Source organism: Phaeobacter sp. G2 (assembly GCA_025163595.1).
In the GTDB taxonomy this organism is placed as follows: Bacteria; Pseudomonadota; Alphaproteobacteria; order Rhodobacterales; family Rhodobacteraceae; genus Pseudophaeobacter.
In genome coordinates, this window is sequence record CP104100.1 from 522,719 (window position 1) to 549,195 (window position 26,477).

Genomic DNA, 26,477 nt, shown 5'->3' on the forward strand with positions numbered 1-26,477 from the left:
ACTTGCTCAGATTTCGCTGTTCTGAATAGCCGGGGCCTGAGCGACTGGGGGCTGGTCGTCCAACTCGCTGGCCAGGAAGCGTTCAAACGCGTCCAGGTGCACCGGTTCAAACTGGCCAAACCCCTGCATCCAGACCGAAGCCGCCCGCATGGCGTCGGGCTGTAGTTTGCACCATTTCACCCGCCCGCGCTTTTCCTGCGCGATAAGACCCGCGCGGCTCAGGATGGTGAGGTGTTTGGAAATTGCCGCCAGCGACATCTCAAAAGGGTCCGCCACATCCGTTACGGCCATATCATCCTCCAACAACATGGTGAGGATCGCCCGACGGGTCGGGTCGGCCAGGGCGGCAAAGACGGTATCAAGTTCACTGGACATACCGCGCACATTAGGCGCCTGTTTCGTTAAAGGAAAGCCGCGCTTGGTTTGCCAAAAGCAGGGTGAAACCAAAATCAACCTTTTGGTTGAATATGCCAATTCGCGGCTTCAGGGCGAAAGACGCCAAGTGACAGAAGCGCGCAGGGTAGGTGATTTTTGAAAAAAATATTTAATATCAAATACATACAGTATTTCTGGGGCTGTGGACTCTGCAATTGACTCTGTGGCCCCAGCGCCTTAGCACCTCACATAGAAATCGCGTGAGGATGGCGCCTGTGACAGATGATGACCAAAAGCAGCGCATGGCGCAGCTGGAGGCCAAACTGGCAGCGGCGCGTAAGGCCCAAGAGCCCAAGCCGCGCGCGGATGAACACTACTCTCTGGCCAATCAGGCCTGGCGGATGGTGATAGAATTGGTGGTCGGTCTCGGGATCGGCTTTGGCATCGGATTTGGGTTGGATCACCTTTTTGGGACCCTGCCTATCTTTATGGTGCTGTTTATACTGCTGGGACTTGTCGCAGGGGTGAAGGTGATGCTTCGCACCGCGCAGGAGATCCAGGAACAGAAACTGGCCGAACAGGCCGATGAAAATGCAAAGGCTCAGGACTGATCGCGTGATCAACACCTGACGACAGGAGAAGCGGAACGATGGGCAAGCTGTTCTTTTACGTAGCATTGGCACTGGTAGTGGTGTCTGGCGTGCTTTTTGCACCTGAGCACGCGGCTCTGGCGATCCACCCGATGGATCAGTTCAACGTCGCCTCGCTCACTGGTGGCGCAGTAAACACCTTCGCAATTACCAATGTCACCCTCTGGCTTGCCCTGGCGGTTGTCTGCGTCTTCTTGCTGATGGTTGTTGGCTCTTCGCGCCGCGCCATCGTGCCTGGCCGCGCCCAGTCGGTTGCGGAACTGACCTATGGGTTCATCTACAAAATGGTTGAAGACGTGGCGGGCAAAGATGGCGTCAAGTTCTTCCCCTATATCATGACCCTGTTCATGTTCATCCTCATGGCCAACTTCTTGGGCCTGATCCCGATGTCCTTTACCACCACCTCGCATATCGCTGTTACCGCGATCCTGGCGGGTCTGGTGTTCTTTACCGTCACCATCGTTGGCTTTGTCAAAAATGGCGCCGGTTTCCTTGGTCTCTTCTGGGTATCCAGCGCGCCTCTGGCCCTGCGCCCCATCCTGGCCATCATCGAACTCATTTCCTACTTTGTACGCCCCGTGAGCCACAGCATTCGTCTGGCTGGCAACGTCATGGCGGGCCACGCGGTTCTGAAGGTTTTTGCAGGTTTTGCGGGCGCTCTGGGCCTGTTCAGCTTCCTGCCGATCTTTGCCATCACCGCAGTCTACGCTCTCGAAGTTCTGGTGGCCTTTATCCAGGCCTATGTCTTTACCATCCTGACCTGTGTGTATCTGAAAGATGCCCTGCATCCGAGCCACTAAGGTCTAGATCCAACAAGTTACCGGATGATCCGTTCCTGGGTCATTCGGGTCCCAAATCACCACATTCCATCGTAAGGAGAATACCCATGGAAGGCGATATCGCACAACTCGGTCAGTTCATCGGCGCAGGCCTGGCAGCAATCGGTTCCGGCGCAGCCGCAATCGGTGTTGGCCACGTAGCCGGCAACTTCCTGGCAGGCGCACTGCGCAACCCATCGGCAGCCGCCGGCCAGACAGCTACTCTCTTCATCGGCATCGCCTTTGCAGAAGCCCTGGGCATCTTCTCGTTCCTGGTTGCTCTGCTGCTGATGTTCGCAGTCTAAGACCTTAGGACACTTTATCCTTACGGTCGGGCGGTAGGCCCAATGGCCCACCGCCCGATGTAACGGCAAGTTCCCTAGGAGGACGACATGGCATCTAATACGCAAGACGCAGCTCACGGCGCCGCCGAGGCCGCGCACGGCTCTGCTCCGGGCATGCCGCAGCTGGATTTCTCGACCTTCGGGAACCAGATCTTCTGGCTGGCAATCGCGCTGGTCGCGATCTATCTCATTTTGTCGCGTGTCGCGCTGCCCCGCATTGCTGCGGTTCTGGCAGAGCGTCAGGGGACCATCACCAACGACCTTGCTGCGGCTGAAGATCTGAAAGCCAAGGCAGTTGAGGCCGAAGACGCTTATAACAAGGCCCTGGCAGACGCCCGCGCTGAGGCACAGCGTATCGCCGCCGAAACACGCGCCGAAATCCAGGTTGGCCTGGACGAAGCGATTGCCAAGGCGGACGAACAGATTGCAGCCAAAGCGGCTGAGTCTGAAAAAGCCATTGGCGAGATCAAAGCTGGCGCGCTGGAAAGCGTGAAAGTTGTGGCCGCCGACACCGCCGAAGCTCTGGTAACAGCGCTGGGTGGCAAAGCAGATGCAAAAGCAGTCGCGACAGCGGTTGCCGACCGGATGAAAGGTTAAGGACATGCGCACAGTTCTGGCAATTGCCCTCACCCTTGGGGCCACCAGCCCGGCGTTTGCCGCCTCTGGTCCCTTCCTGTCGATGAGCAACACCAACTTTGTTGTTCTGCTCGGCTTTCTTCTGTTTGTTGGCATTCTTCTGTTTGTCAAAGTGCCTAGCCTGCTGGGTGGCCAATTGGACGCCCGCGCCGAAGGTATCCAGAAGGAACTGAACGAAGCCCGCGCCCTGCGGGAAGAAGCTCAGACCATTCTGGCCTCCTACGAGCGCAAGCAGCAGGAAGTTCAGGCACAGGCCGATCGTATCGTGGCTGCGGCCCGTGAGGATGCGGCGGCTGCTGCCGAAGAGGCCAAGGCGGATCTGGAAACTTCCATCGCCCGCCGTCTTGTGGCTGCAGAAGAGCAGATCGCATCTGCCGAAGCTTCGGCAGTGAAAGAAGTACGCGATCAGGCGATCTCCATCGCTGTTGCTGCTGCCGATCAAGTGATCGCCAAGCAGATGACAGCGACTGAGGCAAACAAACTGATCGATGCGGCGATCACCGACGTCAACGACAAGCTGCACTAAATCACAACGATCACTGTATCTGAGTGTTCAAAACCCGGCCCTTGTGGCCGGGTTTTTTTGTCTTTGCTTTTGTTCCAGGCCGCATTCGCGCGGTTCGAAGGGGGATACCTGCGCGTGACGCCGCGCCAGCCAATGCACACGCACCCCATATCCGCTGGCGGGCGGTCCGACTGGAAGTGATGCAACGGGCAGGGGTTTTTCCGGTGGCACAGACTGGGTGCTGAGGTCGTCAGATGTCGTCAGATGTCTGCTTTGACGCTATCTTATCAACATTCTACATAGCGGCCAAAGTCCGCTATGTAGAATGCGTGCATTTTTCCTGTTCAGGAATGCACCAAGTTAGTGGGCCATCATTTCAGATGCGATCTCTGCACCGCTCAACACGGCTGGGAAATATGTTGGCCAGTTGGTGACTTCTGTCAGCAACTCAGCGCGGTCATTACCCCAGTAAAGATGGTAGTGGTCGGCCTTGGTTGGTGCAATCTTGTGGTCGCTGAACTGAATGAACCGAGGCGCGGCCGCGTCGCCGCCGGATTTTTCAAAAATGAAGCGCACACCCTGATTGCCGGATTTGTAGGTCAGGATTTCATATCCGTCTTCGGCGTACTGCCCCTGCACAGGTTGGCCGTCCCGGAAAAAAGTCACGCTGGGGCCGTCGATCAGGATACGCTCCACATCTGTTTTGTAGCCGACCTCGTAGTAGGCACGGTACTCCTCAGCGGATTTTTCTCCATGTTCAGCTTTGTGTTCCATCACTGCATCCAAAGTGCCGTCTTGCAGGAGCGGGTAAAGCGACTGCCAGTCGCCACCCCAGTCAGACAGGTTGCGGGCTTTAACCGCAGCGGCGTCGACCAGGGATGGCCCCTCTTCCTTATGTGAGTGTGTATGGGTATGGGTGTGAGTGGTGGCGGAATTTTCCGCTGTTTGCGCCATTACCTGCGCCGAACTAACGATCAGCGCGCCAAGCGCAATGACGCCAACGCGTTTGAGGATTGTCTGTTTCATGTGAAGCTTCCTGCCTTTGCTATGATGGATTTGTTATGATATATCATAACAAATCCAGTCAGTATCTCTCCCTGATTAATTTGGCAAGACGCACTGCCCCTAACCGCAAGGTTTAAGCGGAGTCCGCACAGAACAAGTGAAAGCGATCAGTGACCTGGCAAGAGCAAATGAAAGCTCTGCCCCGCGTAGTCGACAAGCATGATTTACAGAAAGGCCAGAGCCGCATTGGGTTCTATCGTGAGGAAACCAGAATTTACCTAATGAGCGGTGCCAATGGGGGGACAGGGCTGCATTTGCGGTGCCTTCCTTCCCATTGGCCGCCTGTGATAGGCCGCGCCATCACAAGCGAAAGGGATTGGTCCAGGCGCGTTTGCCTGCAGCGTCCACCACTGTTACCCGCAGCCAGGGCGAATTGCGGAACCGGTGTAGAGGGATCTGGCCGCGGGTCATTGAGGCACCATGGATGGCAGTCGCCGCCTGGCCGTGGCCTTGCAGGATCATCGTTGACGCGGCGGTGCTTTCGATCTCGATTGTGTCGCTGGTGAGTGTCACATTGCGAATTTCTGGCCCTTGCGAGCTGTAGAAATCGCCTTGTTTCAGGGCTTGCAGCAGAAGCTCAGGATCGTTGGCCTCTGCCTTGACCATGACCCAACCGCCAAAATGGTCTGGTTCAGTGAAATGGGCGTCATCGGTGGCGATAAGCGTCATATCACGGCCTTCTGACAGCAACAGGTCGAGCACATGCCCGCCACCCTCGCGGTCGCAACCGATGGCACAGCCGTGATTATAGATCTCGACCGCATGCGCCGCTTCGATTGAACGCGCATCAGCAAGAGTCAGGCCGGACCAGTGCGGATGGGCGATGGCGACAAATGCGCCGGCGTCCCGGGCGCGCGCCGCAAGCTCCGGGCCTGTTTCCTGATCGTCCACCGGATGAAAGCCCGGAGCGTTGGGCGCTGCAAACCCTTCGGGCAGGCCAACCGCAAGGATGTGCCACAGTTCACCGTTTCCCATGGCGCCGGAATGCAGCTCCGCCCCGAGAAGCGTGGTGAACCTGTCGTCGCGAAATGGTTTTGTATCCGCAAGGGGATAGTCATAGGCGCCGATGAAATGATCTGTCAGCGCCAGGAAATCATAGCCTTCGGCCTTGTACCGGCGGCACACTTCTGCGGGCTCAAGGCAGCCGTCCGACAGGGTCGAGTGGGTGTGCAGATTGCCTCGCCAGAAACGGCCGGGAGTTGAAAATGCTGACAAGACCATTGTGATTTCCCCCTAGAAATTCTGATGCCTGAATAGGCGCTCCGGGAAACGGATTTGTGACAAATCTGTTGCGGAATCGGGATAGGGTGGCGCCATGAAACTGGACCGACTTCAGCGCGCCCTTCAGACCGGAAACTGGGGGCAGGCCGCAGATATACTTGCCCCTTTGGTGGCGGGTGCTGATCCGCATCCATCAATGATGTACAACTACGGCAAGGTCCTGATCGAACTTGGCCGGATGGCGCAGGCGCAGGCGATGTTGCGGCGCACGGTTCAGGTCATGCCGCAGCATTCGGCCGCCTGGTTTGAACTTGGCCGCGCGGCGCTGAGTGCGGAAGATTTCGAGACCGGGTTTGAGGCCTTTAGCCGCGCGCTGGTTCTTGAACCCACAGACACCGATGCGCGGCGCAATCTGGGACGGGTTGGGGTGCGATTGGGGCGGTTTGGCGCGGCGCAGGCGGCTTGGAGCGCGCTGCGTGGCGATCCCGAGGCGGACCTGGCCCTGTACCGGATAGCGGCGGAGACCGGCGCGGCCAATACGTCGGATCTGCGGCGAGACCTGCTGGACAACCACCCGGACAAGGCGGCGGTGATCCGCACCTTGGTGCGTGTGTCAAAGGGCTCGGTACCACTGAGCCTGTAGGGGCAGCACCTAGGCCATTGGCGTCTGTTTCGGCGGGTTAAACACGCGATACAACTGTTGCGATTTGTCTGGCTGCACTACGATCACATGGCAAAATGACCTGCGTGCCCCCTAACCGGGGCGGTGCCGCTGCCGGAAGCTCTTGCGATACACGCCGCGTTCCTGGCCCAGTGCATGCTGAACCTCACGGTTGCGGGCGATTTCGTTCTCCGTCATGTCACCAACATCCAGCGCAGGCACCTCGCGCTGGATTGCAAAGACCTGTGCGACAGGTGTTCCTTTGGCCAGTGTGCCTTCGAATTTGGGGTCGGTCCAAAGCGCTGGGAAATGGACGTAGCCGTCTTTGAACAGATCACAGTCAACAACACCGGATAGCGCCCGGAAGGGCAGGTCTTCCCGGTTTAGCGGATGGGTGAACAGCAGCGACCAGCCCGGTGGCGTCTCGAGTGTCCAGAAGTTGATGAACTTTACCACCGCATTGCTGGCCAACTTGAACGGGGCGCCACTGGCCTGTTCCGGCACATGCAGCCCAACCGGCGCGCGCGAAATCAGCGCATCCTGTAGGATCGGCGGATCCCAATCCCAGGCGATCTCACCGTTGCTGATGTGCAGATCCGTGGCCAGCGGGATGATGACACCGGACGACAGCGCATCAATAATGGGCGGGCAGTGCTTCAGTGTACGCACCACTTCGCCGCCAAGACTGGGGGCCGCAACCTCCGAGGGCATGGATTTCAGCCAGTCGGGCAGGGTCTGGGCCGCTGGCACCGGTTCGGGCAAAAGCGGGCGCAGTTTTGGATGACAGCGGGCGCGGATCACTTTTGCGCCTCGCGCCGGGACATAAACGCATGGGCGGTGGCCGCCAGAACGGTCAACGCGATGATGATCGTGCCGACGGCGTTGATCACAGGAGGGTGGCCATTGGGATTGCGCGCCATCGCTCCAATTTCGGTGGCAAAGGTACAGGACCCGCCCTTGGCGAACATGGTGGTGTTGTAATTCTCGATACTGGCCATAAAGCCGATCACCGCCGCCGAGACCAGCGCCGGGAACAGGTAGGGCAAGGTCAGACGGCGAAACACCCGGAAGGGCGAAGCGCCGAGATCCAGCGCGGCCTCTTCCAGTTCGATCGGCTGACGTTGCAGGCGCGCCATCAGGATCAGCATCGGGTAGCCGGCGACAAATGTGGTCTGCGCCATGATGATGGTAAAAAGCCCGGCATTCACGCCCAAGCGGCCCCAAAAGACCAGCGCCGACAGCCCCAGCACGATGCCTGGTGCCAGCATCGGCGACAGCAGGATCCACCACAGCACTCCGTTGGCACGCGAACGCCAGCGGGTCAGCAGCACGGCCCCGGACAAGCCAAGGATCAGCGACAGAGGCACCACAAAGGCCGCCACATAGAGCGAATTTCCAAAACAGCCGACAAAACGGTCGCGATCCAGTGCCCGCAACACCGGGTCGGCGCGCATCTCGGCCTCGGACATCCAGAAATAGGCATACCACTTGCCGGTGAAGCCTTCCCACTGGGTGACCGAGGGGGGCGAGGTATCGTTGAAGGAGGACAGCACCATGAGCAGGAGCGGCGCGAACATGAAGGCGAGGAACGCCCAGGTATAGGCGTTCAGCAGGCCAGTAGAGCTAATCCCAAAGCGCACCGGGGTGGTTGGCGGCACAGCCGGGGTCTGAGTCAAATCGGTCATTGCACCCTCGCGAAATCTTTGAGCCGCGTACGCATGAGCCACATGAACAGGCCCACAAGCACGAAACAAACCATGGTATAGGCAAAGCTGTAGGCCGCCCCGACATTCGAGTTCTCGGATTCAAAGAACTTATTGTAGATCGTCTGGCTGAACCATTCGGCCTGTAGCCCGCGACTGATGATGCGGGGCACGGAAAAGGCCCCGGCCGATAACATGAAGGTGGCAATTGCTCCCACAGCGATGCCGGGCTTGGAATGGGGGATGATGATCCGCCAGTGGACGCGCCAGGTCGAGGCTCCCAGATCCTTGGCGGCCTCGATCTGATTGCGGTCCAGCGTATTCATCACGTTGTAGATCGGGAACACCATGAACAGCACATAGGTGTAGACGATCACTACAAAGACGGTGCCAGGAAAGCGTTTGAACTGGATCGGGTCGTCGACAACATGCAGCCACTGCAACACCCCGTTGAGCAGCCCGTTGTTGTCGATGATCACAGTCCAGGCATAGATCCGCATCAGCTCGACAATGGCATAGGGAATGACAAGGCCAAGAAACAGCCATACGGCCCGTTCCGGCGTGGTGGCCAGGGCCACTTTGTAGGCCATCGGATAGCACAGCAGTAAGGCCAGCGCGGTGGCGGCAATCGCAAAGCTGAGCGTGCGCGCCAGAGTGATGAGGCCGATGCGTTCGTAGACTTTGCCGTCGCGTTCAAAGCGCAGGCCGATCAGGCCGATCAGCTTTTTGGACAGCTTGGCATCTTCGATGGTCTTTTGCGTCTCCGACAGGGGGATCATCCGGGCCTGTGTCAGCCAGCCAAAATTGGCCAGGGTGTAGGGGGTGGCGCGGGCTTCACGGGCCTTGAGATCGACAAACAGCGCTTTCGCCCGTTCGGAGATTTTTTCTGCGGTTGCGATTTGTTTTTCAACGGTGCCGGCATCCGAGACAGCCATCACTGGCAGGCCATATAGCGTATCTAGATACTGCGATGGCTCCCCGCTCGCCCGCACAAGAGATTTATGTGTATTGGCCCTGTCGCATTGCAGGATATAGGGTCGCGTTGCCTGGGCAGGGGTTTGGCCTGTTGCCGAGGGTACGGCCATACCGGAGGAAGACGGAACAGCCATGCCGGAGGCTGATGGAACAGCCATGCCGGAGGCCGATGGAATTCCCATCCCGCCTGCGGAGGCTGCTTCGGCATCGGGCTGCATTTCATAGGTTTTCAGCACCGAGATACAGGTCTGGGCGTCGCGTGACAGGCTCAGCGCCACCGAACTATCAAGCCCGCGTTTGGGCGCGGTGATGGCACGTTCCAGCATGGTCAGCTGCGGCAGGATGATCAGGATCAATCCCCAGACCAGCACCGCACCAAAGAAGAAGGCGGAGAGAGCGGCCCCATAGCCTTTCAGCAAACCCTTCATTGCGCGGCCAGCTCTTGCCCGGTGCGCGCAAGGGGGCCAGAGGGTAAGATCACGGCACTCTCGGCGCGGAACCCGATTTTGGTATCACCTTCCGTGGGCACATGGACCTGTCCGTCGTTGGTGATGTGCACCGCCAGTTCAGTGCCCTGGGCATCAAAAAACAGATTGAGAAAGGCGCCCTCCAGATCGCGGCGTTGCATCCGGGCCAATAGCTGGTTTTCCCCATGGCCCAGCAGCATCGCTTCGGGTCGAACGAACAGCATCGCCTCGGCTCCGGGGGCAAGGTCGCGCGGGTTGCGGGCGCGGAACCGGCCCATCGGAGTTTCTATGTCCGCCATGCCCTCGCTGGCCGCCATTACCCGCCCCTCCAGGCGGTTGGCTTCGCCCACGAAGGAGGCCGTGAACGCGGTTTGCGGGGCCGAATAGATCTCGTCGCCGGTGCCAACCTGTTCGATCCGGCCTTCGTTCATCACGGCAATCCTGTCGGACATTGTCAGGGCCTCACCCTGGTCGTGGGTGATGTAGATGAAGGTCACACCGGTCTGTTTCTGGATGGCCCGCAACTCGGCCCGCATGTGCTGACGCAGCTTCAAATCCAAAGCCGACAGCGGCTCATCCAGCAGCAACACAGCGGGTTCTACGGCCAGTGCCCTGGCAATTGCCACCCGCTGGCGTTGACCGCCCGACAGCTCTCCCGGTTTCTTCTCCGCCTGATCGCCCAGAGCGACCAGATCAAGCAGCTTTTGCGCTTGGGCGCGGCGGTCGCGTTTGGACAAGCCGCGGGATTCCAGACCAAAGGCCACGTTCTCCCACACTGGCATCAGCGGAAACAGTGCGAGGTTCTGAAAGATCAGCGCGGTTGGACGTGTGTTCGGGCCGATCCCGGCCATGTTCTGCCCGCCGATCCGCACTTCCCCCTCGGAAGGCTCAATAAACCCGGAGACGGCGCGCAAAATCGTCGTCTTGCCACAGCCCGACGGCCCGAGGATCGAAAAAAACTCACCCGCCTGAATGGTCAGGTTGGTGGGCTGCACCGCCCTGAACCCATTGGGATAGGTGATCGACATATTGTCGAGTGTGACGTCCTTGCCGCGCATGATTGCCCCCGGAAAAAAGAGTGGGAGAGGCGCGGACGCCTCCCCCCAAGTTGTTTCGAAAACCCACCCTGCCGATCAGGCGTTGGTGATGATTTCCACAAACTCGTTGCGGATTGGGGCAAAGAAAGGCGTATCCGCCTGCCACCACCACATGTTGCCCAGAACGTCCGCAGTGTAGACGTCGTTGAACTGGCGCTTGAAGTTCTCGGAGGCATGGTCTGCCGCCCCCATCACAGCCGAGTTGTAGCCCGTGTTGTTGGCGAACATGCCACCCACTTCTGGCTGCAGCATGAAGTTCATGAAGGCCACAGCCTGTTCGGGGTTCATCGCCTGTTTCAGCATGCCGAAGCTGTCGAGCCAGGTGATGATGCCTTCTTTTGGCGCGCGGTAGACAAAGTTCTCGTCTTCGCGGTTCAGCAGCAGGCCAGTGGTGTCCCAGGTCTGGCCGATGACGCAGCCCGCGTCCTTGAAGGCGGCGGTGGCTTCGGTTGCATTGTTCCAGAAGGCGCCAAAGTTGCCTTTGCGTTCGATGATCCAGCCAGCAATAGCGCCCCAAACCCGGCGTGCATCCTCTTCGGATTTGTAAACGTCAAGCATGCGGTTGGACGGAACTTCGCCAATGGCATCAAGGTAGAGGCCGGTGCCCATGATGACCGACTTTTGACGGAAGGCCGCAGCGCCTTTGGCCTCGGGACGCCACAGGTCCCCAAAGCTGAGATCGGCATCCGAGATGTCGAGCTTGCCACGGTTCAGGGTCAAACCTTCGGTGCCCCAGTCGAATGGCAACAGGACTTGTTTGCCGGCCTGCATGCCGCCCAAGCTGGCGCTGTCGCGCAGGAACGACGGGATCACGTTGTCGATTTTCACGTCGGCGGGGACTTCTGCGAAGAAACTGTCGCCGTTGTCGTCGATATAGCCCGATGCGTTGGTGATCGACGGGAAGACGATGTCAAACCCCTTGCCGCCATTGGCGCGGATGGTCGACTCGGCTTCGTCATTCGAGCCGAATGTGGTCAATTCCAGTTTGATGCCGGTGTCGGCTTCGAATTTTTCTCTGATATTGGGCTGGATATAGTCCTGCCAGGCCAGCACCTTGACGCTGCCCGAAGAGGCAAGCGCATCGGTGGCGCGCAGGACCAGCGGCGCCGCAACAGCGGCGGCCCCCAACTTAATCGCGGAACGGCGAGTCGTTTTCATAAAAGCACCCTCATGTCATATATTTCACCCGGCGCGGGCTCTGCGCGTCGCTACCGTGCGAGTGAAACAGCCCGGTGACGCTTTTGTTGCATTCCTGTGATCCTGATGGCGCCGCAGCTGATCACCGCCGCACGCCATGGAGAAATGGTCCGGGTGCGCCCCCCCCAGAACGCAGTTGCAGGGTCCAAGAGCCGCCCTCGGCTTTGCGCCAATGGGGGCGGTGCAAAGGCCCGTTTCCAGGTCATTGCGGGCCGATCTTCTGCCGGTTTGAAGAGGGAGGAAGAAATGAAAACCAAGTTTGCTGCGGCCATCGCCGCAAGTGCTGTTCTGTGTTCAACGGTCACGGAGGCTTCGGCCGATACTCTTCGGTTTGCCCATGGCCAAGCGCAGTCTCGATCCGGATAAGCAGAGGCGAGGCGGCTCCGGTCATGTGGACACTCCCAGATCACACGCATTGAGAGCAGCAATCAGAGCCGCCCCACGGTCGTTGACCAGAAAACCCTCGCCCATCTGCGTCATCGCGTAACCGATGGCGAGCTCACGGGAGGGGTCGCAAAAGGCAAAGCTGCCGCCGGCGCCGACATGGCCAAAAGCCTGGTCTGGGATCAGGAAGCTGTCGCCGCGTGCCGGCCTTTCAGCGCTGCTGCGATTGTCCATTCGATGCATGAAGCCGCTACCGAACCGCGTCGGCTGCAGCAACATGCCATCGCAATGGGTAGCTGATGTGGTCCGGGTAAAGCGATCGCAGGTGTCCTGGGTGAGGCCAAGGCGGGGGCAGAGACCTTTGCTGGCGTCGCGACCCACACGGCTCAATGGCCCGAGGATCTGGATGTCACGGGCAAGCGTGTCGCTTTGGTGGGCAATGGCGCCTCGGGCATGCAGGTCGCCCCGGCCATTATCGACAAGGTCGAAAAGCTGACGGTTTTTGCCCGCTCCAAGCAATGGGCCGCGCCGTTTCCGCAGTTTCAGAAAAAGGTGCCTGATCCGGTGCGCTATCTCTTGATGACGGTGCCGCTGTATCAGCAGTGGTATCGCATCCGGCAATTCTGGACATTCAATGACCGTATCCATGAATCGCTGCAGAAGGATCCGACCTGGCCCGAACCTGACAAGGCCTTGAACGCAACAAATGACCGACACCGTCAGATCTTTACCGCGTATGTGAAGGCAGAGTTGGGGGACCGTCAGGATCTTCTGCAGGAGATGCTTCCCGATTTCCCGCCCTACGGTAAGCGCATCCTTTTGGACAATGGCTGGTACCGGACCCTGACCAAGCCAAACGCCGAGCTGGTGCCCGCGCGGCTGTCGCGGATCGAGGGCAGCACGCTGATCGCAGCAGACGGGTCAACCTCAGAGGCGGATGTTTTGGTTTATGCCACGGGCTTTAAGGCGGCTGAGATACAGTCCTCCTATGAGATCATCGGACAGGGCGGCCAGCATCTGAAGGACGCCTGGGAGACGGACAATCCCTCGGCCTATATCGGCTCGATGGTGCCGGGATTTCCGAACTTTCTCACCATCCTTGGGCCGAATGCCGGGCTGAGACATGGCGGCAGCATGATTAAGGCAATCGAGCTGCAAACCTCGTTCATTTTGTCGATCATCAGCCGGATGTTCGAGCGGAAAGCGCAGACCGTCGCGGTGACCGTGCAGGCCCATGAAAGCTACAATGCTCGTATCGACGCGGCACATAACAAAATGGTCTGGACCCATCAGGGCACCGAAAACGGGTATCGCAACAGTCGCGGGCGGGTGGTGGCGATTTCGCCCTGGCGCAACGATTACTTCTGGTCGCTGACCCGGGATGCCGATCCGGAGGCTTTCACATTCGAAACCTGATCCGCAGGTTTGGCCGGAATGGTTTTGACCTTGGGGCATTGTCTGAGCTATCGGCGGACCCAATACTGAAAATAGTAGGATGTTCGCATGACCCTGGATACCGCTGATGACGACACCCGCGAACGCATCAAACGCGCGGCGATCCGGTTGTTTGCGCGGCAGGGTATTGATGGCGTGTCGGTGCGGGCGATCCTCACGGCGGCCGACGTCAAGAACTCGGCGGGCATCCATTACTATTTTCGCACCAAGGACGTCCTGATTGGAGAGCTGGTATCGGATGCTTTGACACGGACGCGGCGCAGCTCTTGATGCTCTTGATGCGCTTGAGGCCTCGGGGGCGCCGATTTCCGTACGCGACGTTGTTAATCTGATCTGCAAGGTGGAAACCACGGAAACCAACGATCCCGAAGCGCGGACCGATTTGCCCATCGGGTTTGGTCATATGCGGTTCATCTCGGTGATGCAGCTGAACCACCGCGACAAGTTCACCCAGGCGGTTGAGGCCGAAGGGGACGACAGTTTTGAACGCTGCATCGCGCATATCGCCAAGGCCTTGACCGAGGTGCCGCGCGCGGTGCTGAACCAGCGTATCGTCTTTTTCCATCAGTTCGCGCAGGCCTCTTTGTCGGCGCGCGAGGCGGCTTTTGTGCAGACAAAAGATGGCGGCAAGCTGTGGAGCGATCCGAACGCGCTGGAAAATCTAATTGATAGCCTCACGGCAGGCCTGATTTGCCCTGGCCACCTGGCCTGAGCGGGTTTTGATCCGGCCAAAACAGGAAACGCCGCCACGGACAGGGCGGCGTTTTTCGTGGCTTGGGTTTGGCGTTAGGCTGGGATCAGCGGGCCAGTTCGAGGATCTGCATCACACCAGAGGGTTCGCTGATCTGGCGCGGATTGGTTTTGCCCCAGATGTCATCCATGGTGTATTCCGCGATCTTTTGCAGCTGTTCGGCTTTCACACCTACAGCCGTCAGGCTGCGCGGCATGCCAAGGTCCGCGATGAACTGATCGACCTGCTTGGAGGCTGCGGTGAGGGTTCTGCCCGCTGATGGCATTACATCCGATTAAAATAGAGTGGCTATTTTACGCAGACCTGCCGCTGCAGCCAAAAACTGGTTAGACTGAACAAGCTGGGTGAATGAGCCGTGACCCCAGGGCTGTTGCGACAACGGTAAGCCTTTTCAAAGCCTGCGATCCCATTTGGATTTACCATATAGGACACGCGACGTCGGGCGGACATGGCCTGTTGAGCACAGGCCATGTCAGGCAGAAATACGCGATATTTCCCCGTTGTAGAGCCTATTCAGGCAGCACGAAGTATCGGTGAAGTACAGGAGCGTTCCAGCAACGCTTTACTGTCAAGAACGCGGACCTGGCTCGGCTTTGGGAGGCTGATCACGCCGACCTTTTCCAGGGCGCGGACCTGGCGAGAAACGGTTTCCAGCGTCAGGCTGGACATCTCACCAAGTTCGGCTCTGGTCACTGGTAAGTCCATTTCTTCTGGCGTACCCTGACGCATATGAAACCAGGCCAGAATGGAGGCCACGCGTTCTGCTGCGGTCTTACGCCCGAGCAGCAGCTGCCAGCGGTGCGCGTCTTCGATCTGGTCCTGCAATACACCAAACAGGTTGAGTTGCAGGCGTGGGATTTCTCTGCTGAGATCCGCAAACCCCTCGTGGTCGCAGGTCAGCAGACGGGTGTCTCCGATGGCGCTGAGACGTCCGCCTTTTTGGCGCGGGCCAAGTGGCGAAAGCGCCTCACCGGCAAAGGTCAGGGCAAACAAGCGCGTGCCACCCTGTGGCACCGATACGTCTTCGCGCAGGGCGCCTTTCAGCACCAACCCGATGGGCAGCGGTTCTGCTCTGTCGCGCAGCAGCACCTCCCCATCGGCGAGACAGTCTTCCTCGAACCGGTTCCAAACCCGGCTCATTTCATCGGCGTTCAGCCCCCGCAGGAGTGCAGGGCAAGTGTTGTTTGGACGGAGGGAGGCCTCTGCCCAGTCGTGGTTCATCGCGTTCATCTTGAACGTCCTTGTCGTGAAAGGGTGGACAAGGGGCAGGTCGCCCCCGGCGAAAGGGTCAAGCCGGGAGGGGAGGTGCGCGTGTTCGATGACGTCTGGGAGAATGGGAAGAGGTCGGCAGGGGTGCGGCGCTGCGCAGCGTCGTCGTTGCGATCAACCGCAAGCGGATCCATTCCCCGACGTAGGGCGGGGCATCGGTGCCTGCAACGCTGACCTGAACGCAGGACGCATCGTGGTGAGACGCGGGAGCGTCATGGCTGGGCGTGGTGTCTTCAACAGGGATGATATCGCCTGTGTCAGTCAGCCAAACCTCTTGCTTGCCTGCGCTCGTGCACAGAACCAGCCGCAGACCCTGGGGGCCAGATGCACGCATAAACCCGTCCGGCACGGTGGCCGACCCGATCAGCGCCAGCAAAAGCAGCGCGCGTGTTATGAGGCCCGGGAGGAACAAGGACTAGTGGCCCGAATGGTCCATCTGGGAATGATCCGCCCCGTCGGCCGGGTCGACCATGAATTCCACCTCGACCTCGCCAGCCTTGCGGAAAATCAGCGTGGCCGGGATCATGTCGCCCTCTTTTGCGGTGCCCGTCAGCCCCATGAACATCACATGCATCCCGCCCGGTTCCAGGTTGACGACGTCACCTGGCGCAAGGGGAACACCGATCAGCGGCCGCATCTTGGCGATCCCGTCCTCAAAAATTGTGGTGTGCAAGGTTGTCGAGGCCGCAAAGGGCGAGCGCACACCAAGAAGCTCTTCGGGGGTCTCACCTTCGTTTGAGATGGTGATATACCCCGCAGCCGACTTGGCCGTGGCGTTGGGCGCCGGGATCGACGGGTGGATGATATGCAAATCGCCAGTCATTTGGTCGTGGGCCACAGCGGGCGCAGCCAGCAGCATAAGGGCAAGTATCGCGCGTTTCATTTCTGTCTCCTAGGGTTGGGCCCGTTTGAGGCGGGCGGGATGATCTTTTGGCCACGGGTCGGCGTGATCCGGGTTCGTCAGTAAGCGCTTGTCGGTGAGGCTTTCGAGAAAGGCGATGAGATCGGCAATTTCCGCTTCGGTGGCGGTGAACCCCACGATCATGCCGTCCTGATTGCTGTGGCCTTCGCGGCCACCCTTGGCGTAATGGGCCAGCACGCCGCGCAGATCAGGGATTGATCCGTCATGCATGTAGGGCGCTGTCACGGCCACATTGCGCAGGGATGGGGTGCGGAACAAACCGGCGTCGCCCGGCTCTGCGGTGAATTCGATCCGGCCCGGCGCACTGACGGGGTAGTCAGCGTATAGCCCGGTGTTATGAAAGCCGGTCTCCACCCAGGGGCTGCCCTCGCGTTTGAAATTGTCGGTGAACAACACGCCCTGATGACAGTGATAGCATTCGAACCGGTGGTCAAAGAACAGCTGCTCACCCCGTTTGGCGGCATCCGAAAGCGCATCCAGTTCGCCGCCGTATTTGAAACGGTCATAGGCACTGTCAAAGGACATCAGGCTGCGCTGAAAGGCCCCCAGCGCGCGGGTCACTGTGAACAGCTCTGGCCTGGGCTGCTGCGGGAATGCCTGTGCAAAAGCCTGCGCGTAATATGGATCCTCGGCCAGCGTCGCAAAGATACGCGCCTCCTGTCCGGTTGCGCCCATTTCATCGGGTGCTTCGCCAAACAAAGGCACAAGCGCTTGAAACTCGAGCGAGGTCATATGCGGGTTGGCCCAGGAATTCACCGGCAGGTAGGCCACGTTTGCAAGGCTGGGCGCGTTCAGCTTGCCATGGGTGCCGTGGATGCCCACAGCCACCTGGCGCCCATCCGTAAAAGCACGGCCCTGGTCGTGGCACGAGGCGCAGGCCACAGTACCATCGCCGGACAGGCGGGCATCGTAGAACAGATGGCGGCCAAGCTCGACCTTGGCGGCGCTCATGGGGTTGTCTTCTGGTACGGAGGGGCGCGGCATCCAGTCCGGCAGGGGCCAGTCATAGGCCTCTGCCGCATCCAGGGCGAAACCCGCCCCGGATAGTAAACCTGACAGGATCACGCTCACCGCCGCACTACGCGCGGCGCTACGCATCACCGAACCGCGATCAACTGCTGTTCACCCGCTGCGATGTCTTTAAACGGCAAGCCAAGCTTGGTCATGACCGTATCGCAGTCGGGATCGTTCAGGAAGGACATGCAGCCGGGCGAAGTCTGGGGCGTGTTGGAGCGCATGTCAGCCTCTGCAACCACTGGCGCCGGATCGATGACCAGCGTTTGTTTCGCCGGATCAAACCCATCAAAGCTGACCGCCATCAGGTTGGGGTTCTTGCAGGGGGCGGCGGGGGCGTCTGTCTTGCCACCGGATTTGCACATGGTCGAGCCAAGGTGCAGGAACCAGCCTTTTGGCCCGCTTGCTGCTTTGTCTGTCGGCACCATATCGATACGCACGAACTTGTAGCCGCCGCGCCAGTTCCAGAACATCGAGGTCAGGTTGAGCGGCGTGGGGGCGGTGGTGGGGTCGCCGTGGTTCATCTCAAACGGCACACCGACGTTGAAAGCCACACCAGTATAGCTGCCCTCAGCAGCAGTGCCAGCCAGCTGGGTGTTCAGGGGCGCGGTGCCATTGGCGCAAGCGGCACTGCCATCTTCAAAATCCAGCAGGGCGACGCCGTCATGCTGAAAGGCGCTTTCGGTCAAAGTCACAGGGTTGCGTGTGCCGTCAGCCGCGATCATCGCCACATCGCTGACATAGAGGCGGAAATCCGTGCCGCGCACCGCAGCACCCGTGCTTCCGATGTCGGTGAAGGTCGCGTCGCAGGCAAAGGGGTGCCCGCCGATTTCGGCGGCAAAATTGATCTTAACGTCCTGATCTGCAAAGGCAGCGGTCGCGGGAAGCAGGGCGGCAAGGGCCGCTTGAAGAGCGAGTTTCATGGAAGTCTCCAGAGGTCTGATCCGGCGCGCGGGCCGGGTGTTTCACAAATAGATTCGCAAAGTTCAGACGATAGGAGGCGCACGCGCCGGACGGGTCGCCTCGGCGGAGAGGGTTTCCAGAACGTGGGATTGTGGCACCCAGTGGGGCGGGGAGAAGGACAGTTCGGCAACGGAGGCAACCAGCGGCGGCTCTGGCAGAGCCATGGCCGCCTGCAAGCGGCAGGCTTCACACTCCTGCGTGGCGCCCGGGTCATCCGAGCCACCACAGATCGAAGCGGCGTCAATGCCAAAGAGCGCCGCATAGTCCAGCACTGCTTGGTCTGTTTGCGATGGCGCACGATGTGCAAATCCGGTGGTTGCCAAAGCAACGGTCAGCAGCACGACCAGCGCGCGCAGAGGGAATATGATTTGCCAAATCTTCATCGCCACAGCTGGCTAGCACACACTGCCGGATCCGCAAGCGTTCATAGGGTCGCATCCCCTGTGGTCCAGCGCGATGTTCCTTTGCAGCCTGTTTGTCTGCAATCAGCAGGGCGGCCCCATGGTTGATATTTGGACCGGCGCGCTCTTGGTTGCCCTTTGTTCGCAACATCAGAGCGCTGTTTGATTAGAAAAACTCTTGGGTGCCGGTGTTGAAAGTGGACCACACATCAAGTTCGCTACCGTTCTCTTGGGGTTCCCAGTCGCCCAAGCAACCTGTTTCGGTTCATGGTCCATTCCGCAGGTCGTTTCTGAAGCAGGCGTTTCGCCTGGTATGCGGCCTGACCTTTAGCCTCGCTGTGGGGAGTTAACTTCTGTCGCGGACTGGGGCCAAGTCAGGAACATGATCGCCGGATTTGAGATCCCAGAGGTTTCGATTGTCTCGAGCAGGGTCGAGGCGCGACACTTGGCGATTACCTGATCACTTTGCTGGGCACGGGAAACGATGTCGATGGAGACCTGTTTTTCCAGACCGGCCTCAATCAGGGCCTTGGCGGTATTTGCGGCGGCCCCAACCCCCATGTAGATCGCCATACGGGTTCCAGGTTGCAGCTGGGCAATCCAATTGGCATTGCCCGCATCCTTTGCTGTCTGGCCGGTGGCCAGAACCAGGGTGTCACAGGTGCCGCGTTCTGTCAGGAACCCACCCAATGCAGCTGAGGCTGCGCTGGCTGCGGTGACACCGGGGATGATTTCATAGGGAATATCTGCCGCATCCAGGGCATCAATCTCTTCGGCCCCCCGGGCAAAGACGCCAGGGTCGCCGCACTTCAACCGCACGACCCGTTGCCCCTGACCGGCAATGGCCACCAGCGCCTGCGAGATCTTTTCTTGTGGCCAGTGGTGGCAGCCTGGGGCCTTGCCCACATAAATGCGTTTTGCATTTGCAGGGGCCAAATCCAGCACTTCGGGGTCAATCAAGCGGTCAAAAAAGATCACATCGGCCTCTTGCAGGCGCTGTGCCCCGCGCAGGGTGATCAGATCCTTGCAACCGGGGCCGGCGCCAACCAGCGCCACTGACCCCACCTGCTGATTTCTGGGAATGGATCTGTCAGTGGCGTGCCACAGCCCGGATGCCATCTGGCGTAATTGGCGCAAGCTCGCGCTCCTGCGGGCGAGGACAGAAAGCTCCACAACAGCAGGTGTAGACTCTGCCAGACGCGCGGCAAACCGTCGAAGCCCCCGCAGGGGGGCTGCTGATCTAGGGGTTTCGGCTCCAGCAAGGGAACGACCTGTCAGGGGCTGCAAAAGGGGGAAGGTCTTCATTGGGTTCTCCGGTCCTGGTTATGGCGATTGTCCCAAAGCTCGGTTGCCAGGGCCGTGCAATGCGTGATCGAGCGTTCAGCCTGAACGGTCCAAAGCGCCAAAGCTGCGGTGCCGATCACTGTGGCGCTGGCAAATGGATCGTCCTGGGCACCGCGCCAGAGCGCCGCAATCTCGATGGGGTGATCGGGCTCATGCAGGCGCCGTGTGTCCGACAAGAGCGCTGAGGCCTGGGTGTTGATCTCGGTGCCGTTTTGCAGGCCAAAGATGGCGGTGTCCTTCGCCGGATGGCGTTCAAACTCACCGCCGCCACCTTTGATCACAGTGAGGTTTCGATCCCCCAGCAAAGCGGCTGCACGCGATTGCAGGCCGCGATATGAGGGATGAAAAACCCCCTGCACCGAGGCCCGCGCCCCATGTGGGTTCCACATGCGCAGCACCGTGTTGATACAGCTCCTGAGCCCCAGGGTGTCGCGCAGTTTCAACAGCCTAAAGGCCATGGGGTTGAGAGTTTCCAATGGGTTGTAGGACAAGCCGTTGCCGATGAGATCGGCTGCCTGGAGCGCGCCGCGCAGATCAGCTGCAGTACCCTGATGGGAATTCCAGCCATGCAGAGCGACCCTGTAACCCGCCTGTGCGACCAGTTTGGCAGCCAGTGCAAACAGCGGAGCGCCGCGTGTACGCCCCGCCGCATAGCAGGGCCAATCAAGGTCAACCCTGTCGCCAATGCCGCTGGGGCCAGCTGGCGTCGCGGCGCGCAAGGCGGCGGTAAAGCCGGCAATTTCTGCATCGGTCTCCCCGCGCAACCGCAGCACCATCAACAGGGCTCCCTGCGCCTCTGGGGCGGCGTCACCTGTCAGCATCAGGGTCATGGCTTCCTGCGCTTCGCCTTGGGTCAGCGGGCGGGCACGGCCCTTGCCTTGCGCAACAATGCGGACAAAAGGCGCGAGTGTCATTCCGCCGCCATCCCTATGTGATGCTGCGCGATAAGACTGGCGAGCTCTGGCTTGCAGGAGCCGCAACTTGTCCCGGCACAGGTGGCTGCACCCAGGCTTTCTACAGTGGTGGCACCAGCGGTGATGGCGGTACGCAACGTATTGATCCCGACATTGAGACAGGCGCAGACTGTGGCGCCAGGGTCGGGTTGATCTGCGCCACTGCGGCCCGCCAGCGCCTGTAGCGGCGGGGTGGTGGTTCCAATCAGCGAGACTGCAAAGCTGCGCGCCAATGATACCGGTTCTGGACTGGCAAAGAACAGACCAACAAGCCTGTCGCCCTGATAAAAGGCAAGCCGGGTCAGGCGTTGGTTTAGATCGGTCAGTTCGGTGATCTGGCAGTTGTCCAGCCCCAGCAGGTCAGCTGCAAACTCTTGCCAGTTCTCTGGCGTTTTGGTTCCGGCGTATTCGCCCTGCCAGCCCGTCAGCGAACGGGCGACAGCGCCATAGGCTCCAGCGGCTTGCAACGGGGACAGCGCGGCGGCAAAGCCAAACCAGGCGGCATTGAACTTTTGGGCGGCAACCGGGATGTATTTGGAGGCGGGTTGCCCAGAGACCGGGTCAACCACCGGTGCGGTCAGGGTGTTGATACAGCCAGAGGTACTTTGTTGGCGGGTCCAGTGCATGGGGGCAAACAACTGGCCTGGGGCGCTGCGATCGGTGATCAGGGCGCGCAGAACCGCCTGGCCGTACCGGTTACGCAGGGCAAGGAGATCGCCAGCCGACAGACCCAGGGAAGTTGCGTCCACCGGGTGGATTTCCACATAGGGTTCCGCCAGATGCGCGCCCAGGCGCGGGGCTTTGCCGCTGCGGCTCATGGTGTGCCACTGGTCCCGGTTGCGTCCGGTATTCAGCGTAAATGCGTCGCGCTGGATGGGCGCGGGGGCAGTGACCGGAAGCATCCGGGCCTTGCCGTTGCCATGAAAAAAGCCGCCATCGGCGAAAAATCGTGTCCCGTTCTGCGGCCATTGGGTTGGCAGCAGCTTGGCGTAGTCCACATCGGCAAAAATGCTGAGATCCAGGTCGCGGTGAAAATCCTGAGTTGCACCGGACAGGGCGACATATTCGGCAAAAACCTCTGCCGGGGCGGAAAAATCAAAAGACTCTGCCCAGCCCATGCGGGCGGCAAGATCGCAGATGATCTTCCAATCCGGGCGGCTGGCGCCGGGGGCCGGGAGAAAGGCGCGCTGGCGCGAGATCCGGCGTTCTGAATTGGTCACGGTGCCGTCCTTTTCGCCCCACCCCGTGGCAGGCAGCAGCACATCGGCCAAATCACCAGTATCTGTGCGCGCCATGATGTCAGACACCGCCACAAAGGGCACCTTGGCAATCGCGGCGGCCACGCCATCGGCATCCGGCAGGCTTACCGCCGGGTTCGTCGACATCACCCAAAGCGCCTTGATCTTGCCATCGGCGCAGGCCTGAAACAGATCAACGGCCTTTAGGCCCGGCTGGGTGCAGATGGTCGGGCTTTGCCAGAAACCCTGAACGCTGGCGCGGTGATCCGGGTTCTCGATATCCAGATGATTGGCCAGCATATTGGACAATCCGCCAACCTCGCGCCCGCCCATGGCATTGGGCTGGCCAGTCACCGAAAACGGGCCGCAGCCCGGCTTGCCGATGCGTCCGGTGGCAAGGTGGCAATTTAGAATCGCGTTGACTTTGTCGGTGCCGCATTTGGACTGATTGACGCCCTGGGAATAGACCGTCACCACCTTTTCTGTACCAGCCCAAAGCTGGTAGAACTGCGCCAGTTCTGCCTCGGTGAGCCCGCTTTCCAGTGGATCCCCCAGACGTGCCTGGGTGATCGCGGGGCGGCGACCGGTGACGTGCTTTTTCAGGTAATCATCGTCAAGCTGCCCAGTGTCGGCCAGATGCGCCAGCAATCCGTTAAACAGCGCCGTATCGCCATCTGGGACAATCCGCAGGTGGTGATCCGCCAGATCCGTGGTCGCGGTTTTGCGCGGGTCGATGTTGACCACTTTCATGTTCGGATTTGTGGTTTTGGCTGCGGCAATGCGCTGGTGCAGCACCGGATGGCACCAGGCCAGGTTCGATCCCACCAGCACGATCAGATCGGCCTCTTCCAGATCGGCATAGGTGCCGGGCACGGTGTCGCTGCCAAAGGCGCGTTTGTGCCCGGCCACAGAGGAGGCCATGCAGAGCCGCGAATTGGTGTCGATATTGGCGGAACCGATAAAGCCCTTCATCAGTTTGTTGGCGACATAGTAGTCTTCGGTCAGCAGCTGCCCGGAGATGTAAAAGGCGACGCTATCCGGTCCGTGGTCACGAATGGCAGTACTGAACGTCTCTGCCATTAAACCGAGCGTCTCATCCCAACTGGCCTCCTGGCCGTTGATCTGCGGTGCCAACAGGCGCCCCGCCAGATCAATGGTTTGCCCCAGGGCCGCCCCTTTGGAGCACAGCCGCCCGTAGTTGGCGGGATGGTCAGGATCGCCCTTGATGGAGCCATCTGCGCCCGCAAGCAGACCACAGCCGACGCCGCAATAGGGACAGGTGGTGCGTGTCAAGGTCTGGGGCGCGCTCATGCGACGGCTCTTTGTTGCAGGAAATCGGCGTCCAGCAGGATGCGGCCCTCACTGACCTTGGCCGGGTAGGTTGCAACCTTACCCTCGTCAGCGCCCTGGGCTTGCCCCGTTTCCAGGGAAATAACCCAGTTGTGCAGGGGGCAGGTCACCGCCTTGCCGTGCACAATGCCATCGGCCAGCGGGCCGTTTTTGTGGGGGCAGGCATTGTCGAGCGCAAAGACCTCATCCACGGCGGTGCGAAACACTGCGACGCAGCCATGTCGGGTTTTGATCAGCCGGGCGCCGCGCTGGGGCACGGCCTCAAGGGCGGCGATATCAATCCAGGTGCTCATTCGGCGGCCTCCAGGGTGAGAGTGGCGAGGGGCTCGTAGGGGGCTGGCTTGGCCACATGCTGAGCCCAGGGATCCTTGCGGTAGATGGTTTGGGACAGGTCGAACCTGGCCACCAGCGCCGCGCGGGTGGCCAGGTCACCGATCTGCGCCTGGATCCACTCAAGACCCACTTTGTCCATCCATTTGTAGATGCGATCCAGATATTTGGCGTTCTCGCGGTAGCTCTGCGTGACGGCCTTGACCACATCCATGACCTCTTCTTCGGTTGCCACCTGACATAGTAGTGATGTTTCGCGCACATCCATGCCGGCAGCGCCGCCGATGCTGATCTGATAGCCACTGTCGACGCAGACAATGCCAATGTCTTTGCAGGTGGCCTCGGCGCAGTTGCGCGGGCAACCAGAGACACCGAGTTTCAGCTTATGCGGCGTCCAGGAGCCCCAAAGCGCCTTTTCCAGCTGGATGCCCAGGCCAGTGCTGTCCTGGGTGCCAAAGCGGCAATGATCAGTGCCAACGCAGGTTTTCACCGTGCGCAGCCCCTTGGAATAGGCATGGCCCGAGACCATTCCCGCCTGGTTCAGATCATCCCAGATCGCGGGCAGGTCTTCGTTTTTGACCCCCAAGAGATCAATGCGCTGCCCGCCGGTGACCTTGACCGTGGGCACCGCGTATTTATCTGCCGCATCGGCAATGGCACGCAGCTCATCCGGGGTGGTGATCCCCCCCCACATGCGCGGTACCACGCTAAAGGTGCCGTCTTTCTGGATATTGGCGTGTTTGCGTTCGTTGACAAACCGCGATTGGGGATCGTCCTCGTAGTCCAGCGGCCAGTCGGCCAGCAGGTAGAAGTTCAGCGCTGGGCGGCAGGTATGACAGCCGCAGGGGGTTTTCCAATTGCAGGCCTGCCAGACCGCAGGCAGGGATTTCAACTCCTGGGCTTTGATCATGCGCCGCAGATCTTCGTGGGTCATATCGGTGCAGCCACAGACGGGCTGCGCCGTTGGCAGGACAAAATCATCCCCCAGAGTGACCGCAAGTACCTGCTCCACCAGCCCGGTGCAGGTCCCGCAAGAGGCCGAGGCCTTGGTCTGGCTGCGCAGGGCTGCGATATCTGTGGCCCCGGCGGCGATGGCATCTTCGATCTGACCTTTGCAAATGCCGTTGCAGCCACAGATTTCCGCGTCACGCGGTAAGGCTGCAACGGCTGAGAGCGGGTCCGAGGGGGCGCCTCCCTGATAGGCGGGGCCAAAGATCACCGTGTCGCGCATATCCGAGATATCGGTCTTGTCGCGGATCAGGCCAAAGAACCAGTTGCCATCTGCGGTGTCGCCATACATCACCGCGCCGATGATGCAGTCGTCTTCGATCACCAGACGGCGGTAGACGCCCCGGGCGGGATCACGGAAAACGATGTCTTCGCGCCCTTCACCTTCGGCAAAATCGCCGGCGCTGAACAGATCGCAGCCGGTGACTTTCAGCTTGGTCGACAGTTCCTTGGGGGTGAAAACGGCGGGTTCATCCATCAGGCTATTGGCCAGAACCTTGGCCTGATCATACAGCGGCGCCACCAGACCAAAAAGCTGACCGTCAAATTCAACACATTCGCCAACCGCAAAAATATCCGGGTCCGAGGTCTGCAGCTGGGCGCCCACCTCGATACCGCGCGCGACCTCCAGCCCGGCGTCGGTGGCCAGACGGGTTTCGGGGCGGATGCCCACGGCCATGACCACCAGATCAGCTTCAAGTTTCTCATCCCCTTCCAGCAGCACAGCTTCGACCTTGTCGGTGCCCAGGATCGCGGTGGTGGAGGCACGGCATTTCACCGTGATACCGCGTTTTTCCAGATCGCGGCGCAGCAGAAACCCTGCGGCCTCATCCAACTGGCGCTCCATCAGGTGGCCCATCAGGTGCAACACGGTCACATCCATGCCGCGTTCCGCCAGACCGGCTGCGGCCTCTAGCCCCAGCAGCCCGCCACCGATGACCACGGCCTTGCCGCCTGATTTTGAGGCTTCGATCATGGCATTGGTATCATCCAGATCGCGGTAGGTGATGACGCCGGGCAGATCCTTGCCCTGTACCGGAATGATAAAGGGCGCCGAGCCGGTGGCGATCAGCAGCTTGTCATAGGAGGTCGTGCCCTTGCTGCTGGTCACGGTTTTGGCGGCGCGGTCAATGGCGGTGACATGGGTACCAAAGTGGCAGGTCACAGCGTTGGTCGCGTACCAGTCCGCGTCATGGGTGACGATATCCTCATAGGTTTTGTCACCCGACAGCACTGGCGACAGCATGATGCGATTGTAGTTGCCGCGCTCCTCGGCGTTGAACAGGGTGACCTCAAAATCAGCCTCTGCATCGAAAAGATGTTCCAACACGCGGCCAGATGCCATGCCCGCACCGATAACAACAAGTTTCTGTGTCATGTC

The 26,477-nt window shown here is 60.0% G+C and carries 29 protein-coding genes; 9 read left to right on the forward strand and 20 right to left on the reverse strand.

Annotated features, from left to right (window positions below):
* Positions 1-6 precede the first annotated feature (6 nt).
* Positions 7-375, reverse strand: a complete 369-nt coding sequence (locus tag N1037_02480; protein UWS79909.1) for a metalloregulator ArsR/SmtB family transcription factor — start codon at positions 373-375, stop codon at positions 7-9.
* Between the two features lie 266 nt (positions 376-641).
* Between N1037_02480 and N1037_02485 the strand changes: the two genes are divergently transcribed.
* The 5 genes from N1037_02485 (at position 642) to N1037_02505 (ending at position 3,349) form a co-directional block, all read left to right on the forward strand.
* On the forward strand, positions 642-986 hold the full coding sequence (locus N1037_02485) for an AtpZ/AtpI family protein (GenBank protein UWS79910.1): 345 nt from the start codon (positions 642-644) through the stop codon (positions 984-986).
* A gap of 38 nt (positions 987-1,024) precedes the next feature.
* Positions 1,025-1,825 carry a F0F1 ATP synthase subunit A gene (locus N1037_02490; protein ID UWS79911.1) on the forward strand — a complete coding sequence of 267 codons (801 nt, stop codon included), beginning with the start codon at positions 1,025-1,027 and terminating at the stop codon, positions 1,823-1,825.
* Between the two features lie 86 nt (positions 1,826-1,911).
* The gene (locus tag N1037_02495; GenBank protein UWS79912.1) at positions 1,912-2,148 is read left to right on the forward strand and encodes a F0F1 ATP synthase subunit C; all 237 of its coding nucleotides are present in this window, start codon (positions 1,912-1,914) and stop codon (positions 2,146-2,148) included.
* An 87-nt stretch (positions 2,149-2,235) separates the two neighbouring features.
* Positions 2,236-2,784 carry a F0F1 ATP synthase subunit B' gene (locus N1037_02500; GenBank protein UWS79913.1) on the forward strand — a complete coding sequence of 183 codons (549 nt, stop codon included), beginning with the start codon at positions 2,236-2,238 and terminating at the stop codon, positions 2,782-2,784.
* A gap of 4 nt (positions 2,785-2,788) precedes the next feature.
* Positions 2,789-3,349 (forward strand): F0F1 ATP synthase subunit B, encoded by a 561-nt coding sequence (locus N1037_02505; GenBank protein ID UWS79914.1) that lies wholly within the window; start codon positions 2,789-2,791, stop codon positions 3,347-3,349.
* Positions 3,350-3,688: 339 nt separating this feature from the next.
* Here the strand turns inward: N1037_02505 and N1037_02510 are convergent, their stop codons facing one another.
* Together N1037_02510 and N1037_02515 are read right to left on the reverse strand one after the other, a co-directional pair.
* Positions 3,689-4,354: a metal-binding protein ZinT gene (locus N1037_02510; protein ID UWS79915.1), complete on the reverse strand. Its 666-nt coding sequence runs from the start codon at positions 4,352-4,354 to the stop codon at positions 3,689-3,691.
* A gap of 339 nt (positions 4,355-4,693) precedes the next feature.
* A complete protein-coding gene (locus N1037_02515) occupies positions 4,694-5,614 on the reverse strand; it encodes a CehA/McbA family metallohydrolase (protein UWS79916.1) in 921 nt (306 codons plus the stop codon).
* A 94-nt stretch (positions 5,615-5,708) separates the two neighbouring features.
* On the opposite strand from N1037_02515, the gene N1037_02520 reads away from it, so the two are divergent.
* A complete protein-coding gene (locus tag N1037_02520; protein UWS79917.1) occupies positions 5,709-6,257 on the forward strand; it encodes a tetratricopeptide repeat protein in 549 nt (182 codons plus the stop codon).
* Positions 6,258-6,368: 111 nt separating this feature from the next.
* On the opposite strand, the gene N1037_02525 is transcribed toward N1037_02520, so the two are convergent.
* From N1037_02525 to N1037_02550, 6 genes are all read right to left on the reverse strand, one after another.
* On the reverse strand, positions 6,369-7,076 hold the full coding sequence (locus tag N1037_02525) for a hypothetical protein (GenBank protein ID UWS79918.1): 708 nt from the start codon (positions 7,074-7,076) through the stop codon (positions 6,369-6,371).
* Positions 7,073-7,960: an ABC transporter permease gene (locus N1037_02530; protein UWS79919.1), complete on the reverse strand. Its 888-nt coding sequence runs from the start codon at positions 7,958-7,960 to the stop codon at positions 7,073-7,075. Before N1037_02530 ends, N1037_02525 begins: the two co-directional genes overlap by 4 nt.
* The gene (locus N1037_02535; protein UWS79920.1) at positions 7,957-9,381 is read right to left on the reverse strand and encodes an ABC transporter permease; all 1,425 of its coding nucleotides are present in this window, start codon (positions 9,379-9,381) and stop codon (positions 7,957-7,959) included. Before N1037_02535 ends, N1037_02530 begins: the two co-directional genes overlap by 4 nt.
* Positions 9,378-10,478 (reverse strand): ABC transporter ATP-binding protein, encoded by a 1,101-nt coding sequence (locus tag N1037_02540; protein UWS79921.1) that lies wholly within the window; start codon positions 10,476-10,478, stop codon positions 9,378-9,380. Before N1037_02540 ends, N1037_02535 begins: the two co-directional genes overlap by 4 nt.
* A 75-nt stretch (positions 10,479-10,553) precedes the next feature.
* Positions 10,554-11,675: an extracellular solute-binding protein gene (locus N1037_02545; protein UWS79922.1), complete on the reverse strand. Its 1,122-nt coding sequence runs from the start codon at positions 11,673-11,675 to the stop codon at positions 10,554-10,556.
* Between the two features lie 426 nt (positions 11,676-12,101).
* Positions 12,102-12,488 carry a hypothetical protein gene (locus N1037_02550; protein UWS79923.1) on the reverse strand — a complete coding sequence of 129 codons (387 nt, stop codon included), beginning with the start codon at positions 12,486-12,488 and terminating at the stop codon, positions 12,102-12,104.
* A gap of 63 nt (positions 12,489-12,551) precedes the next feature.
* Here N1037_02550 and N1037_02555 point away from each other — a divergent pair, with 63 nt between their 5' ends.
* The 3 genes from N1037_02555 (at position 12,552) to N1037_02565 (ending at position 14,265) form a co-directional block, all read left to right on the forward strand.
* A complete protein-coding gene (locus N1037_02555) occupies positions 12,552-13,514 on the forward strand; it encodes a hypothetical protein (GenBank protein ID UWS79924.1) in 963 nt (320 codons plus the stop codon).
* A gap of 87 nt (positions 13,515-13,601) precedes the next feature.
* A complete protein-coding gene (locus N1037_02560; protein UWS79925.1) occupies positions 13,602-13,823 on the forward strand; it encodes a TetR family transcriptional regulator in 222 nt (73 codons plus the stop codon).
* A 70-nt stretch (positions 13,824-13,893) separates the two neighbouring features.
* Positions 13,894-14,265, forward strand: a complete 372-nt coding sequence (locus tag N1037_02565; protein ID UWS79926.1) for a hypothetical protein — start codon at positions 13,894-13,896, stop codon at positions 14,263-14,265.
* Positions 14,266-14,350: 85 nt separating this feature from the next.
* On the opposite strand, the gene N1037_02570 is transcribed toward N1037_02565, so the two are convergent.
* The 11 genes from N1037_02570 to nirB all read right to left on the reverse strand — a co-directional run bounded on the left by N1037_02570 (position 14,351) and on the right by nirB (position 26,474).
* A complete protein-coding gene (locus N1037_02570) occupies positions 14,351-14,569 on the reverse strand; it encodes an iron-containing alcohol dehydrogenase (GenBank protein UWS79927.1) in 219 nt (72 codons plus the stop codon).
* 248 nt (positions 14,570-14,817) lie between these two features.
* Entirely contained in the window at positions 14,818-15,534 is a 717-nt protein-coding gene (locus N1037_02575; GenBank protein ID UWS79928.1) for a Crp/Fnr family transcriptional regulator, read from the reverse strand.
* Between the two features lie 454 nt (positions 15,535-15,988).
* The gene (locus tag N1037_02580; protein UWS79929.1) at positions 15,989-16,456 is read right to left on the reverse strand and encodes a copper chaperone PCu(A)C; all 468 of its coding nucleotides are present in this window, start codon (positions 16,454-16,456) and stop codon (positions 15,989-15,991) included.
* 9 nt (positions 16,457-16,465) lie between these two features.
* Positions 16,466-17,593 carry a di-heme enzyme gene (locus N1037_02585; GenBank protein UWS79930.1) on the reverse strand — a complete coding sequence of 376 codons (1,128 nt, stop codon included), beginning with the start codon at positions 17,591-17,593 and terminating at the stop codon, positions 16,466-16,468.
* Complete coding sequence (locus N1037_02590) at positions 17,593-18,432, reverse strand: metallo-mystery pair system four-Cys motif protein (GenBank protein UWS79931.1); 840 nt, start codon at positions 18,430-18,432, stop codon at positions 17,593-17,595. The genes N1037_02585 and N1037_02590 overlap by 1 nt, the downstream gene beginning before the upstream one ends.
* Positions 18,433-18,495: 63 nt before the next feature.
* Positions 18,496-18,855: a polyketide synthase gene (locus tag N1037_02595; protein UWS79932.1), complete on the reverse strand. Its 360-nt coding sequence runs from the start codon at positions 18,853-18,855 to the stop codon at positions 18,496-18,498.
* Between the two features lie 345 nt (positions 18,856-19,200).
* Entirely contained in the window at positions 19,201-20,010 is an 810-nt protein-coding gene (gene cobA, locus N1037_02600; protein ID UWS79933.1) for a uroporphyrinogen-III C-methyltransferase, read from the reverse strand.
* 164 nt (positions 20,011-20,174) lie between these two features.
* Positions 20,175-21,131, reverse strand: coding sequence for a glycosyl transferase family protein (locus tag N1037_02605; protein ID UWS79934.1), 957 nt, complete (start codon positions 21,129-21,131; stop codon positions 20,175-20,177).
* Entirely contained in the window at positions 21,128-23,719 is a 2,592-nt protein-coding gene (locus tag N1037_02610; protein UWS79935.1) for a molybdopterin-dependent oxidoreductase, read from the reverse strand. The genes N1037_02605 and N1037_02610 overlap by 4 nt, the downstream gene beginning before the upstream one ends.
* On the reverse strand, positions 23,716-24,051 hold the full coding sequence (gene nirD / locus N1037_02615; GenBank protein UWS79936.1) for a nitrite reductase small subunit NirD: 336 nt from the start codon (positions 24,049-24,051) through the stop codon (positions 23,716-23,718). Before nirD ends, N1037_02610 begins: the two co-directional genes overlap by 4 nt.
* Positions 24,048-26,474, reverse strand: coding sequence for a nitrite reductase large subunit NirB (gene nirB, locus N1037_02620; protein ID UWS79937.1), 2,427 nt, complete (start codon positions 26,472-26,474; stop codon positions 24,048-24,050). Before nirB ends, nirD begins: the two co-directional genes overlap by 4 nt.
* Between the last annotated feature and the right edge of the window lie 3 nt (positions 26,475-26,477).